A 16,687-nucleotide genomic window follows, 5' to 3' on the forward strand; every position below is an offset into this window, starting at 1 on the left:
GCCAGTTATACCATTACCCAGGCCGATATTGATGCGGGTAGTTTTAGCAATACTGCAACCGTGAGTGGTAATGATCCTAACAGTAACCCGATCAGTAGTTTATCTGATGATCCTGATGATACCACCGATGCAGACAGTGATACAGACGGGAATCCCGATGATCCAACAGTGACTACCTTTGTTCAGGAGCCCGGGATAACAGTACTTAAAGTAGATACCTTAAACGATGGCGGCGATGGCATTGCAGACGTAGGTGATACCATAACTTATATATTTACCGTAACCAATACCGGGAACGTAACCCTTAGCGGTGTAAACATAACCGATCCGGCAGTAACCGTTTCTGGTGGCCCTGTTGCCAGTCTGGCACCGGGAGCAGTGGATAACACCACTTTTACTGCCAGTTATACCATTATGCAGACCGATATTGATACAGGTAGTTTTAGCAATACTGCAACTGTGAGTGGTAATGATCCCAACAGTAACCCGATCAGTAGCTTGTCTGATGATCCTGATGATACCACCGATATTGATAGCGATTCTGACGGAAACCCTGACGATCCTACCGTAACCATACTTCAACAACCAGACATTACCATTACTAAGGTAGATACTTTAAACGATGGTGGCGATGGCCGTGCAGATGCCGGTGATACTATTACCTATGTATTTACAGTAACTAACACCGGGAATGTTCCTTTAACAGATGTAACAGTAAGTGATCCTTCCGTAAACATTACCGGAGGACCAATCACAAGTTTAGCTGTTGGAGCAGTTGATAATACCACATTTAGCGGAACATATACGATCACTCAGGCCGATATTGATACGGGCAGCTTTAGCAACACTGCTACCGTAACCGGTAATGATCCTAGCAGTAACCAGATCAACAGTTTGTCTGATGATCCCGATGATACGACTGACGTAGATAGTGATGCAGACGGAAACCCGGATGATCCAACCGTTACCATACTTCCGCAAATAGGAACCGTAGCACTTACAAAAGAAGCTAGTCCTCGTAATTTCCGCGAAGCCGGTGACCTCATAACCTATACATTGACCGTTACTAATACAGGAAACGTTACTTTGAACAACGTAGTCGTAACTGACCCTGGTGTGAACATTACTTCAGGACTTCCTATTAATACATTAAGTCCGGGAGCATCTTCTATAGTAGTTGCCGAGTATGTAATTACTGCTACCGATGTAAATAACGGGCAATTTACAAACGCTGCACAGGTGTCTGCAAATTCAGTCGTGGGTGTTGTGAATGACGATTCCGACGATCCTAATGATCCTACAGATATAGATCCTGATAGTGATGGAAACCCCGATGACCCCACCATAGTGCTTCTGGATGTAGATGGAGATGGTGTTCCCAACATGGTTGATATAGATAATGACAACGACGGAATAGTGGATGCTCTTGAAGGAACAGGAGATTCAGATAATGATGGTATTCCTGATTACCTGGATATTGACAGTGACAATGACGGTATTCCCGATAACGTAGAAGCTCAGGCGACGGGCTCCTACATTGCGCCTACAGGGAATGATACCGATGGCGACGGGCTGGACGATGCTTATGATCAGGACGGAAGCGATACCGGATTACTACCTGAAAATACCGATAATGCAGATCTGCCTGATCATCTGGATGATGATAGCGATAACGATGGTGTAAGCGATCTTATTGAAGGGAATGATAGCAATGAAGATGGAATTGCCGATAATATACCTTCCGGCACTGATACTGATAGTGATGGACTGGATGATGCTTTTGAAGGAAATGATGTAAATGACGGATATGTCGTAAATGCCGGTATAAACAACCCGGAAAACGATTTGCCGGATACTGATGGTACAGAAGACGTTAATTATCGTGATACCGATGATGATGGTGACGGTGTAGATACCGAGTTTGAACTAGATCCTTCTGCAAACGGCGGTGATCCGGATGATACCGATGGAAATGGCATACCTGATTATCTGGATGATGACGATGACGGAGATAATATACCAACCATTGATGAAAATGCAGATCCTAATGGCGATGGAAATCCTGATGATGCCTTCGATACCGATGGTGACGGGACACCAGATTACCTTGACCCTAATAACCCGGTAGATGAGGACGATGAAATAACAGTGTATCAATTGCTAACTCCAAATGACGATGGGACCAACGATGTACTGGTTATAGGTAATATTCAAAACTTCCCTGAAAACACCGTTCGAATATTTAACCGATGGGGTGTACTTGTTTACGAGACCAATGGCTACAACCCGGTGAATAACTTCTTTGACGGAAGATCTGACGGTAGAGCTACCTTCAGAAAAAATGAATTGTTACCCGCAGGTACCTATTACTACGTTATTGAGTATGAAACCAGTGGAGATCGCAAAAGTAAAGCAGGTTATATATATATAAACAGATAGATACGGAGGGTATTCCCATACCCTCCATCTTTTATAAATACTTATAAATGATGAAAAAATACTATATTATTCTTATCGTTTTGTTGGTTGCTTCTTTTCAATCTGTTGAAGCACAACAAGATGCTCAGTACACGCAATATATGTATAACACGCTGAGTATAAATCCTGCTTATGCCGGAAGCCGTGGGGTTTTAAGTATTGCGGGATTATACCGTAGTCAATGGGTAGGTCTTGATGGTGCGCCTGAGACCGGAACCTTTAACATTCACTCGCCTATAGGCCCTAAAGGTAAAGTAGGTTTAGGTTTTTCAGTAATTAATGATCGAATAGGAGAGGGAGTAAATGACGAAACCTATTTTGATATAGCATTTTCCTATACCATTCAAACATCGCCCACAGGTAAAATGTCTTTTGGATTAAAAGCCGGCGGGCATCTTTTAAATGTAGATTTTACCCGATTGAATCAGTTCACATCAGAACTGGGGCAGGACAACAATATCGATAATCGTTTTTCTCCAAATCTTGGTCTTGGGTTTTACTATCATACCGATAAGTTTTACGTAGGGCTGTCTGCCCCTAATTTATTAGAAACCGATCACTTCGAAGAATCACCAACGTTCAATACCGAAGGAAGAAGCGTTTCCTATATTTCCAGAGAACGTATAAATTATTATCTAATCACCGGATATGTGTTTGATCTTAATCCTACACTCAAGTTTAAGCCTGCATTGCTTACCAGAGCAGTTAGTGGTGCTCCGCTACAGGTAGATCTGTCTGCCAATTTCCTGTTTAACGAGAAATTAATTCTGGGTGCAGCCTATCGTTGGGATGCAGCCCTAAGCGGACTCGTTGGGTTTCAAATATCAGACCAGCTAATGCTAGGCTTAGCTTACGACAGAGAAACTACTCAATTGGGAAGAGCAGAGTTTAATGACGGCTCATTTGAGGTATTTGTTCGCTTTGAGCTATTTAGAAATTTTGATAAAATCATATCGCCCAGATTCTTTTAAAAGCACAGATTATGAAAAAAATTACTTTACTACTATTTTATGTGCCTATTTTATTTTTTCATAGTGCACTTGCACAGGAAGCAAAAATAGAAAGAGCCGAAAAGCAGTATGATCGATATGCTTTTATAAGAGCTATTGATATTTATGAACGGGTAGCCGAGAAAGGATATAAATCTGCAGAAGTATTTAAGAAGCTGGGAAATTCCTACTATTATAATGCTAACTATGAAAAATCAGCTAAATGGTACAAAGAGTTGATGGCTCTAAATGACCCCGGGACTGAGGCAGAATACTATTTCAGATATGCACAATCATTAAAGGCCCTGAAATTATATGAAGAAGCCGATCAAATGATGGAAAAGTTTAATGCCCTTACAGCGACAGACACCCGTGCTCAACTTTTTGAAGAGCAACCACAATACCTGGAAGTGATTAAATTTCAGTCAGGAAGATATCGAATCGAATCCTTCCCGCAAAATTCTCCTTATGCTGATTTTGCACCTTCGTTTTATCAAAAATCCCTGGTGTTCTCATCTGCAAGAGATACGGGAAGATTTACAAGATATAAACACGCATGGAATGATGAGCCGTTTTTAGATCTGTATGGAGGCCCGCTTTCAGGAAACGATGCAGTACAGGGAATTCAAAAATTTTCAAAGAACCTGAATACGCGTTTTCATGAATCTACTACCGCTTTTACCAAAGATGGAAATACCGTGTATTTTACACGTAGCAATTACACCAATAAGAAATATGGAAAAGATGAGAAGGGCATTAACAGGCTGAAGATCTACAAGGCGACTCTTAAAGAAGGAGAATGGACCGATATAGAAGAATTGCCATTTAACAGTAATGACTATTCAGTCGCGCACCCTGCTTTGGATGCACAGGAAACACGTTTGTATTTTGTTTCAGATATGCCAGGGTCAGAAGGGCTTTCAGATATCTATTCAGTTGAGATCAAATCAGATGGTTCGTATGGAGAACCGGTTAATCTTGGAAAAAGTGTTAATACCGGGGGAAGAGAAACCTTTCCTTATGTGAGTACCAACGGTAATTTGTATTTTGCTTCCGACGGGCATCCTGGTCTGGGAGGGCTTGATGTCTTTGTAACCACAGTAGATGCTAATGGAAATGCAGCCGAGGTACACAATGTTGGAAGACCTATTAACAGTCCGGAAGACGATTTTTCCTTTATTATAGATGATACCACAAAACGGGGCTTCTTTGCTTCTAACCGCGATGGTGGTATGGGAAGCGATGATATCTATATACTGGAAGAAACCGAGGCACTACAACTTACCTGTAAGCAACAAGTAACTGGTGTGATAACAGATAAAGATTCCGGTCAGCCTATTGAAAACGCAGAAGTACTGAGTATAGATACTGATAATAATGTAGTTGAACGTTCATATACAGACGCTTCAGGTACGTATGCACTAAGTATTGATTGTACGAAAGACGGCTTTGTAAGAGCTTCTAAGGAAGGATATTTGACCAACGAATCTTTAGTGAAAGCTTCCTATAGCAGAGAGCCCATAAAAGTAGATCTGGAATTGGAAAAAGATGCCGTAACCGCCGGTTTGGGTGATGATCTTGCCAAAATATTACAGCTTAAACCTATCTATTTTAACTTTGACAAGTGGAAAATACGAAAAGACTCTGAAATAGAACTGGCTAAAGTATTGGCTGCTATGGAAAAATATCCTACACTTAAAATAGATATAAGATCGCATACAGATAGTAGAGGAGGCGACAGCTATAATCTTCGCTTATCAGAAAAAAGAGCAAAAGCTACCATAGATTATCTGGTGAAAAATGGAATTGATCCTTCAAGGCTTTCAGGAAAAGGATATGGAGAAACCCAACTCGTAAATGAATGTAGTAATGGTGTGAAGTGTCCGGTAGAAAAGCATGAGAAAAACAGAAGATCAGAGTTTGTGATTATGCAATAACCAATATTGAAAACATATATAGAAAGCGTTTCCTTGCAGGAACGCTTTTTTTGCTTTTTAAACAAAAAAAGGTGTATTTTCTTTGAAAAAAAAGGAAAAAATCTTATTATAAAAGATGTTAATAACGGATATTCCTTATTTTTTTTGAGGTATAACCGTAAGGCAACTAGATTATATAGTAGTAACTTCATAGTTTAAAGTTTCGGTTTAATTAGCGGCGATTAAAACTACCTGTATTAATAACACAGGTGGCTTTATCGATAATAGGTTAACCTTCCCTTATGAGGTATTCATATGTAATCATAGATAATGATGACGAGGCCGTTGATGATCTTCGCAAAGTCTTGGGGCAGTTTCCTGACTATTACTGTAGAGGTATTGCTAAAAATGAAGAAGAAGCGGTTAACCTTATAATGGAACAAACTCCCCAACTTGTATTTTTAGAGCCCGAAGTTCCCGGAGAATACAATTCTATAAGTGCTTTTTCTGTGATCAAAGAACTTAAAGGATACCTTACCGAGTTGCCCATGGTTATTGTAGTAACCAAATCGATACAATACTCTATTCAGGCCATACGTAATGACGTTTTAGATTATGTACTAAAACCTTCAAATATACATGAAATCCGAAAGGCACTTTTCAGATACAAGAAAAAAAGAGGAACAGACCCCGATACCATTTGTATAAAATCGTACGGAGATTATAAGTTTATAGAGATCGATGATATTCAATATTTAAAAGCCGATAATAATAATACAGATTTCTTTCTTAACGATGGAAATAAAATAAGTGCTTTTAAAACGTTAAAGCATTTTGAAACGGCTCTTCCCGATTATTTTGTAAGAGTTCATAACAGTTATATTATAAACACGAATTATGTCTCCCGAATACATTTTGGCAGGTTTCGGTGTTCCATCAAATCGTCTGATGAACTAATTCCTTTCTCCAGAACGTATAAACAAAATGTTGAACTGATAAAAAATTCAATGAAGAATAAAAATATTCTTGAGTTTTAAAAAATTTAGAATCTGTAGATTACCCTTTTTTCTTCTACGAATACTACCATTTGCCTGCAACTTACTAAAAGCGGCTTTTTACAACCTCAAAGTACCTTTTTACTGCTTAAATTTGTATATGCAATAGTCCGGAATATTACACATACATAAAGAAGCTTCTCATAATTTAAATACTAATAAATCAAGTTTTACTTGAATTTTAAAGTCGTTATCCATGACTTTCATGGTACGGCTGTACCCAAACTAAAACGTCTAATTAAACTTAAATAATGATGAAAAAATTTAAATTCTTTTACCTGATCTCGGCTTTTTGTCTTCTTGCAGCATCATTTACATCCTGCGAACCCAATAATGTAGATGAAGAAGTATATTTAACGAAAAGTGCAGATACCGGAAATCAACAGCACGATCCTGCGAAACCGGGAGACTAATAAATATCAGAAATAACAGAAAAAGAATGTCTGAAATATTCAATATTTCAGACATTCTTTTTATTTTTAACACTGGTCATAAATCAAATGTTAAACGATTTCCGTCTCCAAAAGGAACCTATGAAGCTTACAAAAAATGTACTTACATATATCGTTATTCTCGTAGTACTTGCTCCGGGATGCCAGAAACAAAGAAACTTCTCCTCCCGGGACAATGCAGTTTTAACAGATAGCCTACACCTTTTTCTGGAAAGGTCAAAAGATGAATCTATTGAGCTTCCTGTACGTTTGGTATATGCAAAAAAGGCAAATGAACTGGCACTTATCAAAAATTATTCAGATTCTCTTAAAATAGCATCTACCCTTAACCTCTCGCTATTATCATATTTTGATAACAATAAACGTAAATTCAAGGAGTATTCGGAAGAGGCGTTACAAATGGCCAAAGAATTTAATGATTCACTGGGAGTTGCCGTTTCCAACCGGTATCTGGGAAGCTATTTTATGGAAAAAAACATGAATGACAGCGCCTATTATCATTTTTACAGGGCAGAACGCATGTACCGGAACATTGGAGATGCTGCCAGTACCGGTAAAGTGTTGCTCAATATGGCTATTGTACAGAGTAATGAAAAAGATTATATAGGGAGTGAAGGATCAGCAATTAAGGCACTTCAGTATTTTCTGGAGTTAGAAAATCATCGTTTTACTTCTTCTACTTACAATACACTCGCTATAGTTTCTAATGAATTAAAAAATTATGATGAAGCTATAAAGTACCACGAAAAATCATTGGAATATAAGAGAAAGGCCAGAATGGGAAAACTGGCTGAAATAGGTACTTACAACAATCTTGGCGTAGTATATCAGGGTAAAAATGATCTTACTATGGCTAAACGATACTATAACGATGCACTTAACAGTCTTCCGGTTGATGAGATACCACCAAGATCGTATGCCATGTTACTGGATAATCTGGCCTATGCCCGTTTTTTAAATGGAGAAAAAGAAGGGTTACCCGAGGCATTTTTTAGGCCACTTTCCATACGGGATAGTATTGATGACGTACCCGGAAAAATTGTAAATAACATTCATATAGCAGAATTTTATATATCCAATGCCGATACCGCACTGGCCAGAACACATGCGACCAGGGCTCGTGATCTGGCAGAAAACTCAAATAATTACGGTGAAATGTTAAGGCCATTACTGTTACTCTCCCAGATAAGCGGGGGTAAAGAAGGGTTAAGCGCTGCAAAAAAATATATTCAAATAAGTGATAGCCTTCAAAAAGAAGAACGAAAAAAAAGAAATCAATTTGCGCGAATTCGTTTTGAAACTGATGAGATAGAACAACAAAACCGGGAAATATCCAGACAGAAAGACTTTTTTATTGCCAGCTCGGCAGTTCTGCTGGTATTTGGGGTACTTATTTATATTATTAAAAAACAGCAGGCGCGAAACAAAGAGCTTAAATTTAGCAAAGCACAACAGGAGAAAAATGAAGAAATATATAACCTGATGCTGTCTGAACAAAGAAAACTGGATGAAGGAAGGCAACAGGAAAAACAACGAATTTCACAAGAATTGCACGATGGGGTATTGAGTAAACTTTTTGGTACGCGTTTAAACTTAGACAGTCTAAATCATAAGAATGATACCGAAACCGCTAAAAAGCGTACCAAGTATATTGATGAACTAAAACTTATAGAGCAGGAAATACGACAAATATCACACGATTTAAGTTCTGAGATCTATGACTCTAACCTCGGATATACAGAAGTTATAAGTAATTTAATATCTTCGCAATCTGAAGTAGGAAATTTACGTTATAAATTTCAAAACGATTCTCAGATAAGTTGGGAATCAGTATCCAATAAAATTAAGATACACCTTTACAGGATCCTTCAGGAGGCCCTCCAGAACATAAATAAGCATGCAAATGCTAATAATGTAAGTGTTACTTTCAAAAGAATTGGAGAAACACTCTTACAGGTCCATATTTCAGATGATGGTGTTGGCTTCGATGGCAATAAAACCAAAAGCGGAATAGGCTTGAAAAACATTAATTCGAGAGTTCGCGAAATAGATGGTGAATTGTACGTGGATTCTAAAATAGGTAAAGGAACAAATATTAATATAAGTATATCAGTATAGCTAAACAAATAAGCCTCAACACGATGGAAAAAAAATTGAATATTTTGATGATAGATGATCATCCAATGATACTTGAGGGGTATAAAAATACTTTGCTGGGAGCAGACGATCTGGACTATTACATAGAAGTAACTACCGCTTCAGACTGTGATAGTGCGTATGAAGAAATTAAAGCAGCGGCACAATTTAAACCTTTTGACGTCATATTTGTAGATATAAACCTCCCTCCTTCCAGAGAGGAACATATTACATCTGGTGAAGATCTGGCAATTAAAATACGCCAGCTAACTCCCAAAACCAAAGTTATTGTTTTAACCATGTATAACGAAAATCACAGAATTCACAATATTCTCAAGAATATAGACCCCGATGGCTTCTTGATTAAAAGTGACCTTACTTCCAGTGAATTGCTCTTGGCTTTTAAAATGGTACTTAACAATCCGCCTTACTACAGCAGTACCGTTAAAAATCATCAAAGACTGCGTATCAAAAACGATTTCTCTCTTGATGAAAAGAACATGAAAATACTATATCATCTTTCAAGAGGTGTAAAAACAAAAAACTTAACAGAGCATGTGGGCCTTTCATTAAGCGCTATTGAGAAAAGGAAAAACCAGATCAAGGAATTGTTTGGAATAGGTGATGGAGATGATGAAGTGCTTCTTCGGGAAGCCCGAAACAGAGGGTTTATTTAAAAGTGTTAAAAAAAGCAAATATTTATGGTTTTAACGTAAATATTTTATGCTAAAAACACAAGGTATTTACACGCATTATAAATACATTTGAATATCATATGATTAGAGTTTGTCACCTTTAATTTATATGATTGGTGTTTGTACACGCATGTTGTATAAATGGAGAACTAATCATTCTTCAAAAAATGGTTTAAGAGTAATTGTTGGGGGGCCAACAATCAACGGTGAGACTCCAGGGATTATCATAAGATAATCCCGGAGACGAGCCGGAAAATCTTCAAAAACCCAACTTTAAGTAGTGAGACTTCTTATTCAGTAATACCTTTGTCTGGTATATATTAAGCTAAATTGTATTATTTTTGATGCATGAGTAAAGAAAAAGTACTTCTCGTAAATGAGAATGATGAGCAAATTGGGGTAATGCCTAAAATGGAAGCTCATGAAAAAGGGTTATTGCATCGGGCATTTTCGGTATTTATTTTAAACTCCCGTAATGAACTTATGTTACAGCAACGTGCTTTGCATAAGTATCATTCCCCTGGTTTATGGACCAATACCTGCTGTAGCCACCAACGTGAAGGGGAATCTAATTTAGAAGCAGGTAAAAGACGGTTGTTTGAAGAAATGGGCATTGAAACCGAACTGGAAGAATTATTCTCATTTATATACAAAGCCCCTTTTGATAATGGCCTTACTGAACATGAGTACGACCATGTAATGGCAGGCCGGTATGATGGTGAACCCGCTATTAACCCAGACGAAGCAGCCAGTTGGAAATGGATGCCTCTTGAAGAAGTGCATAAAGATATAATTGAGAATGAAGGGAATTATACGGTGTGGTTCAAAATTATTTTTAATCGTTTTTATGACCATTTAAAACAGTTCTAGGAATTCCTTTTGTATTGTGTCAAATCTTGTCCAGATAAGAGCATGACCTGCTCCTTCCAATGTAATGAGCCGGGTGTTCTTTTTTTCGTTGTGTAATTTAATACTGTTATCTAAAGGAACTATCATATCTTCATTACCGTGTATGACAATTGTGGTAGTTTCTAGATCCTTCCACTGTTCTTCAAACCCCTGCAGGTCAGTTTTATGATTCAGTTTTTCAATAGAGGCACTCCTCCAGATGTGCGGTACCAATGGTCTTGTTAATTCCCATTTGTAAAAATGAATAGGGAAAGGAATGACCTCAAACTCTGAGTAAAGTGCGGGGGCAAATAATACAATTTTCTCAGTTTTATGCTGTAAAGCGTACGCCAGGGCAATAGGGCCTCCGTACGAATACCCTACTAATGAGACCTCCTTTAAACCAAATTCAGAAATTATATAGTGCAGTAATAAGGCTTCTTTGGTAATTGAATTTAAAACAGGAGTATTTTTACCCGGGCCGTACCCCAAACGATCGTACGATATCAGATTTGCTTTTTGCCGTAATTCTTTATGGCTCATGTATTTTGAAAAGTCTGTAGATGACCCAATAGAACCATGAACAAATATGATAGAAGGAAGCCCGGGGTTAATAGTCCCGGCAGAAACTACACGTATAGACTTCCCTTCAAATTTTAAATAATGTATCTTTGCATTGGTCTCAAGTTCTTTAAAAGTTGTAAGTACTTTTTTATCACTTTTAGGAGATGAAAACGTATAAAAAGTAACAAGTGCCGCTCCCGTAAGTACTATAAACAGGAGAAAAAGATACTTTAGGATTTTTTTAAACTTTTTCAAGTGTTTGTGTTTTTAAGAATAATACCTTATGAAAGTAAAAATACACAGAAAAGCTCATTTTAACGCTGCCCACAGGCTTTATCGGAAAGATTATTCTGACGAGAAAAACAAAGCAGTGTTTGGTAAATGTAGCAATCCCCATTACCACGGTCACAATTACGAACTCATTGTAGGAGTGAAAGGTGAGATTGATAAGGAAACGGGTTTTGTTATGGATATGAAAGTGCTAAAAGATCTTATTAAAGAAGAAGTTGAAGAAGCATTTGATCATAAAAACCTGAACATAGAGGTTCCTGAGTTTAGCACACTCAACCCTACGGCCGAGAATATAGCCGTGGTTATCTGGAATAAGTTGAGAAAGCATATTCGTACAGACCTGGAACTGGAAGTTGTTTTATATGAAACCCCTCGTAATTTTGTAACTTATACCGGAGATTAATGAGTTTAAGAACAGGAGATACCATTCCCGATTTTACCTTAAAAGACCAGAACGGAAACGATTTTCACAGTCTCAGTTTAATAGGTAAGCAACCTCTGGTTTTATTCTTTTACCCTAAAGATTTCACACCCGGTTGTACAAAAGAAGTGTGTAACTTTCGGGATCATTATGAAAGTTTTGTCGATCTTGGAGCCCATGTGGTAGGTATAAGTAGTGATTCACAACAGTCCCACCATAGGTTTTCCCAAAAGTATTCTCTTTCATTTCAGTTGCTTGCAGATAAAGGAGGTAAAGTTCGAAAATTTTTTGGGGTTCCCGGAGCAGTTTTAGGACTGTTGCCTGGAAGAGAAACCTATGTTTTTGATAAAGACGGAAAAGTAATTATGCTATTTAACAGCATACGAGCCGATAATCACGTAAATAAGGCCTTAAAAGCACTTTTAAAATTAAAAGAAGCATAACTAACATGTACCCGTTGAAATTTAAACCTGTTTACAAAGAAAGGCTATGGGGAGGAACCAAGCTAAATACAGTTCTGAATAAAGATATACCGGGGGAAGGTATTGGTGAGAGTTGGGAATTGTCTGGAGTAGAGGGAGATGTATCAGTAGTAGCAAACGGTGCGTTTGCCGGGAGTACCCTTACAGAGCTTATAGATAGAGAAAAAGACTGTTTACTCGGTAAAAAGGTATATAGCAAATTTGGAGAAACATTTCCAATACTTGTAAAATTTATTGATGCCCGGCAGGATCTTTCCATTCAGGTGCATCCCAATGATATGTTAGCAGCTCAAAGACACAAAAGTTTTGGTAAGACAGAGATGTGGTATATTATGCAGGCCGATAAAGATGCCCGGTTAATTGTTGGTTTTAACAGAGATGTAAGCCGCGCAGAATATGAAGAACATCTGGCACATAACACTCTTGAAAAGTTACTTAATTACGAAAAAGTAGCAGAAGGCGATACTTTTTTTATTAATACCGGAAAAATACATGCCATTGGCGGGGGGATTATGCTGGCAGAAATCCAACAGACCTCCGATATTACATACAGAGTTTATGACTGGAACCGTAAGGATAAGAATGGCAATACCCGGGAGCTGCATACCGAAATGGCGTTAGATGCTATAGATTATGACCGTAAAGATGATTTTAAGGTAATCTATAAACAGGATAAGAACACCCCGCACACGATGGTGGAAAGCCCATATTTTACAACCAATTATATCGCTCTTGAAGGCGTTTTGCAATTAGATCTTTCACAACTGGACAGCTTTAGTATCTATCTTTGTGTAGAAGGAGAGGTGCAAATAGCGAATACAGAGGGTTCAGAACTTCTTAAAAAAGGAGAGACCGCATTGGTATCTGCTGCTACAGAAAAACTGGAATTAAGAGCTAAAAAAGCGAAAGTATTGCAGGTACATTTATAATAAGTGTATTTTTGTACTTAAAATTTATTTTATGGCAAGTATAAAGAATTTAAAGAAAGACATTAATAATGTTTTGGGGGACATTATAGATGGAGTGTATCTATGGGAAATGACTACCGGAAATTCGGCTTCTGAGAAAGGAAATGCGATTATAGATGAGGCGATTGCGGTATTTGATGATCTAATTGTAAAAGTAAATGATAAAACCGTAGAAAATAGAAAAAAGCACCTTAAAGAAGTAACAGAAGAGTTTGAAAAAAGATCTCAGGAACTGGTTGATAAACTCAATAAATTATAAGTTCCGCATTTGGTACTATATAAAAACAACGGCTGCCTTTAAGGCAGCCGTTGTTTTTTGTAAAATATTCACGATCTCATTATCATAAAAACCCCATAACTATTTAAAGTGCTTTTCAAGCCATTAAGAAGTTAAGTACATTTGGAAATATAAAATAAATAATTAGAGTGAATTGACTGCGTCACGCACTTGTAGGTATTTCACTATGATGAAATACCCACAGGTGCTAAACCATACCACTACTTATACACTCTACCTTATAGGCAATTATGACAATCAAATCGAATGAATGAAAATCTAATCGCAATACTAATATTACTCATATACTTTTCTCCGGTTTTTTATCAATTGGGATTAGTGATAAAAGAGAGTAAAAAAGGAAATAAAACTCCACTAAAGAAGTTTAAAAAGTTCTTGAAATATAGTGTTGTGATAATTATTCCAATAATAATCATATTTGGAATTTTAAGCCATACCAATTACCTGAACTATGAAAAACCCTTGACATTTGACAAATATGAACAAATAACATTTGAAAATTTTAGAGGTTTAGAGTTTTTTAAAAAATCACTTTATGGAAATGAAAGGTTTGCTTACGTAGTTACATCTATAGATAGTGATATTGATGACAATTCTGTAACTGTTCAATCCTTTTTCTATCCTTCACGTTCATTTGTTTACAAAAAGAACACAAACAGTAAGGAACTACTAACACACGAGAAATATCACATAAAAATTACTGAATTGTTTGCAAGAAAAGCAAAAGAAAAAATATCAAAACTCAGTAGATTTGACAAAAACAAAATTGAAGCAATAATTCGTCAAGCAAAAAAAGAAGAACGAAAATTTCAAAAAGAATATGACTACAATACTTTCCACAGTTACGTTTTAAGCGAACAAAAAAGATACGAGAAAGAAGTTGACAGTTTACTAAATTTACTAAACGAATATAAAGAACCAAAAATTGAATTTAATGACAAAAATTAGGCTTATACTTTTTGCTTTAATAAGCATAGTTCTCACAAATTGTAATACAGAAAAACATGAATTCCCACTTGACAAACGCTATTGGGACTTAAACGACTATGACAAAGTAGTTCTAGAACTTAATTATGGATATGAAGCGGACGAAAAACTTCCCACTTTTGCCGACCCGAAAACGAGAATTATTGTAGAAAAACTTACTGACCAACAGAATTTTAAAATTGTTCTTGACGACAACGAATTAGGACTTAAACATAGAAACGATGTGGCTGAAAAATTCTTCAACGAATGGAAAGATATGAGTAAAATCTATGATGCACTCGATAGAAAAGATCAATACTTATATGACAAAGAAATGCTGGCAGTTTGGCATTTTGGTTTGGGACTTCAACTAAAATATTTCAAATTAGGAAATGATCAAATAAAAGAAAATGCAGATGACCCAAATTCTTCAAGGGTTAAAAATAATATCAACTCAAACGTTAGCACACTAATAAAAAACTATCTAATTTATTTAGACGAGATAAATAACGAGAAAGCGTTTACAGAAGAGGGAAAAGCAAAACTTGCAGAAGGGATTGACAAATATTTTCCTGCTTTGATTGAACTTTACCCAAACGCAAATTATAGCGGAATGAAAAACAAAGCGGAATTAATGCTCAAAAAAAGTGAAACGGACAAAATAAAGTCCTCTTTAAATAGATTAATTGAGCTAATTGATTCAAAAAAAGAAACTCAAAATAAATAACCACCTACAAGAATGGCTATAAGTAATTGCCTCTTCTCATCTACTTTGAAAATTCCTATGGAATTTCCAACTTTATACGTACTTGTAAAGCCTGCCGGAAGGCAGATTATCGTGTTAACAGGCGCAACTATTCATAGCCGAACTGCTGTTAGTTAAAACCACCAAAAAATACTTAAAAAGTATTCAATAAAAATAAACTATGATTAGAAGAAATAGTGTTTCAATTGGTATCAAAGCAGTCATGAAACTTGGAAAAGCTCTGATTTTTCTCGGAATTATTTTTTTATTGACACCTTTAAGTCAGGTAAATGCTCAATCGTTAAATTCAATAAAAACAAAAAATGTAATATTCAAAAGTGAAGGAGTGGATCTGGCCGGCACAATTTATGAACCAGAACACTCATATGCAGCATTAGTTATAGTACATGGATCAGGCCAGGTAACTCGAATGTCTGAATTCGCAAAACTTTTGGCGAAAAACGGGATCTTGGTATTGACCTATGATAAACGTGGAGTTGGAGAATCAGGAGGGGTTTATGCCGGTCCGGAAGTGGGGACTAACAATATTAGTTCAGATAATCTAAATCTGTTAGCCAAAGATGCAAGTGCTGCCGTGAGTACACTGCATGAACACAACAAAAATATATCTATAGGTCTTGTTGGCTTTAGTCAGGCAGGGTGGATCATCCCAATCGCCGCAAATGAGAATCCGCTGGTAGAATACATGGTCTTATTTAGTGGTCCTACAATTACAACCCTAGAACAACTCAGGTTTCAGTTTTACACCAATGGGAATATTGATTTTTGGGAAAACCATACAGAAGCAGACGCTCGTGAACACATCAACAATGCCCCCGACCAATATCAATTTACAAGTACTGACCCGAAAGTTACGCTGAATACTCTCTCAATTCCGGGTTTGTGGCTTTTTGGTGAAAAGGACATACAGATTCCTGTAAAAATAGATATAGAGCATTTGAATACATTTAAAGCTAATGGAAAACCATTTGAGTACTGTTTATTTCCAGCATTGGGTCATAAAACTGCATTTTCAGATTCTACTGAACCGGTTGATATTGCAATTCAATGGGTAAAAAGAGAAGTTAAAAAATCAAAAACAATGATAAATGCGAAAGAGTAAGATAAAACAGGTGTCTGCAATATCGGCTTTAAGCAATAGTGGTTTAAATGGTACTACCAAAAGATAAACATAAATAGAGATCAGTACAAAACTAAAAAGCTGGTGAGCAAAATACAATCTGCTCACAAGTAGTAGGTGCCCGGAATTGCAAAAGTCATTTTTTAGCCCGAAATTTAAGCTCGGCAAATCATAACTGATAGCTGTAAGGGACCACTGAGGT

16 protein-coding genes are annotated in these 16,687 nt (G+C 36.9%); 15 read left to right on the forward strand and 1 reads right to left on the reverse strand.

What is annotated here, in order from left to right; all coding sequences use genetic code 11:
• The 8 genes from WAO84_RS09395 to idi all read left to right on the forward strand — a co-directional run.
• Positions 1 to 2,439 (forward strand): DUF7507 domain-containing protein (locus tag WAO84_RS09395; protein WP_340065333.1); only part of this gene is annotated, 2,439 nt, incomplete at its 5' end.
• A 47-nt stretch (positions 2,440 to 2,486) separates the two neighbouring features.
• Entirely contained in the window at positions 2,487 to 3,449 is a 963-nt protein-coding gene (locus WAO84_RS09400; protein ID WP_340065334.1) for a PorP/SprF family type IX secretion system membrane protein, read from the forward strand.
• 11 nt (positions 3,450 to 3,460) lie between these two features.
• Entirely contained in the window at positions 3,461 to 5,404 is a 1,944-nt protein-coding gene (locus WAO84_RS09405; protein WP_340065336.1) for an OmpA family protein, read from the forward strand.
• Positions 5,405 to 5,685: 281 nt separating this feature from the next.
• Positions 5,686 to 6,420, forward strand: coding sequence for a LytR/AlgR family response regulator transcription factor (locus tag WAO84_RS09410; RefSeq protein ID WP_340065337.1), 735 nt, complete (start codon positions 5,686 to 5,688; stop codon positions 6,418 to 6,420).
• A gap of 269 nt (positions 6,421 to 6,689) precedes the next feature.
• Complete coding sequence (locus tag WAO84_RS09415) at positions 6,690 to 6,851, forward strand: hypothetical protein (protein WP_340065339.1); 162 nt, start codon at positions 6,690 to 6,692, stop codon at positions 6,849 to 6,851.
• Between the two features lie 120 nt (positions 6,852 to 6,971).
• On the forward strand, positions 6,972 to 9,008 hold the full coding sequence (locus tag WAO84_RS09420) for an ATP-binding protein (protein ID WP_340065341.1): 2,037 nt from the start codon (positions 6,972 to 6,974) through the stop codon (positions 9,006 to 9,008).
• A 23-nt stretch (positions 9,009 to 9,031) separates the two neighbouring features.
• Positions 9,032 to 9,703 carry a response regulator gene (locus tag WAO84_RS09425; protein ID WP_340065342.1) on the forward strand — a complete coding sequence of 224 codons (672 nt, stop codon included), beginning with the start codon at positions 9,032 to 9,034 and terminating at the stop codon, positions 9,701 to 9,703.
• A gap of 366 nt (positions 9,704 to 10,069) precedes the next feature.
• Positions 10,070 to 10,591, forward strand: coding sequence for an isopentenyl-diphosphate Delta-isomerase (idi, locus tag WAO84_RS09430; protein WP_340065344.1), 522 nt, complete (start codon positions 10,070 to 10,072; stop codon positions 10,589 to 10,591).
• On the opposite strand, the gene WAO84_RS09435 is transcribed toward idi, so the two are convergent.
• Positions 10,577 to 11,428, reverse strand: coding sequence for an alpha/beta fold hydrolase (locus WAO84_RS09435; RefSeq protein WP_340065345.1), 852 nt, complete (start codon positions 11,426 to 11,428; stop codon positions 10,577 to 10,579). The two genes, idi and WAO84_RS09435, sit on opposite strands and share 15 nt — an antisense overlap.
• A gap of 28 nt (positions 11,429 to 11,456) precedes the next feature.
• Here WAO84_RS09435 and WAO84_RS09440 point away from each other — a divergent pair, with 28 nt between their 5' ends.
• From WAO84_RS09440 to WAO84_RS09470, 7 genes are all read left to right on the forward strand, one after another.
• Positions 11,457 to 11,867, forward strand: coding sequence for a 6-pyruvoyl trahydropterin synthase family protein (locus tag WAO84_RS09440; RefSeq protein WP_340065347.1), 411 nt, complete (start codon positions 11,457 to 11,459; stop codon positions 11,865 to 11,867).
• Positions 11,867 to 12,328 (forward strand): peroxiredoxin, encoded by a 462-nt coding sequence (locus WAO84_RS09445; protein WP_340065348.1) that lies wholly within the window; start codon positions 11,867 to 11,869, stop codon positions 12,326 to 12,328. The genes WAO84_RS09440 and WAO84_RS09445 overlap by 1 nt, the downstream gene beginning before the upstream one ends.
• Before the next feature lie 5 nt (positions 12,329 to 12,333).
• Positions 12,334 to 13,296 carry a type I phosphomannose isomerase catalytic subunit gene (locus tag WAO84_RS09450; protein ID WP_340065349.1) on the forward strand — a complete coding sequence of 321 codons (963 nt, stop codon included), beginning with the start codon at positions 12,334 to 12,336 and terminating at the stop codon, positions 13,294 to 13,296.
• Between the two features lie 31 nt (positions 13,297 to 13,327).
• Positions 13,328 to 13,594 carry a hypothetical protein gene (locus WAO84_RS09455; RefSeq protein ID WP_340065350.1) on the forward strand — a complete coding sequence of 89 codons (267 nt, stop codon included), beginning with the start codon at positions 13,328 to 13,330 and terminating at the stop codon, positions 13,592 to 13,594.
• A 285-nt stretch (positions 13,595 to 13,879) separates the two neighbouring features.
• Entirely contained in the window at positions 13,880 to 14,581 is a 702-nt protein-coding gene (locus WAO84_RS09460; RefSeq protein WP_340065352.1) for a hypothetical protein, read from the forward strand.
• Complete coding sequence (locus WAO84_RS09465; RefSeq protein ID WP_340065354.1) at positions 14,568 to 15,326, forward strand: hypothetical protein; 759 nt, start codon at positions 14,568 to 14,570, stop codon at positions 15,324 to 15,326. Before WAO84_RS09460 ends, WAO84_RS09465 begins: the two co-directional genes overlap by 14 nt.
• Before the next feature lie 199 nt (positions 15,327 to 15,525).
• Positions 15,526 to 16,467, forward strand: a complete 942-nt coding sequence (locus tag WAO84_RS09470; RefSeq protein ID WP_340065355.1) for an alpha/beta hydrolase family protein — start codon at positions 15,526 to 15,528, stop codon at positions 16,465 to 16,467.
• Positions 16,468 to 16,687 lie beyond the last annotated feature (220 nt).

The sequence above is a fragment of the Ascidiimonas aurantiaca genome, from assembly GCF_037646345.1.
Classification (GTDB): domain Bacteria; phylum Bacteroidota; class Bacteroidia; order Flavobacteriales; family Flavobacteriaceae; genus Ascidiimonas; species Ascidiimonas aurantiaca.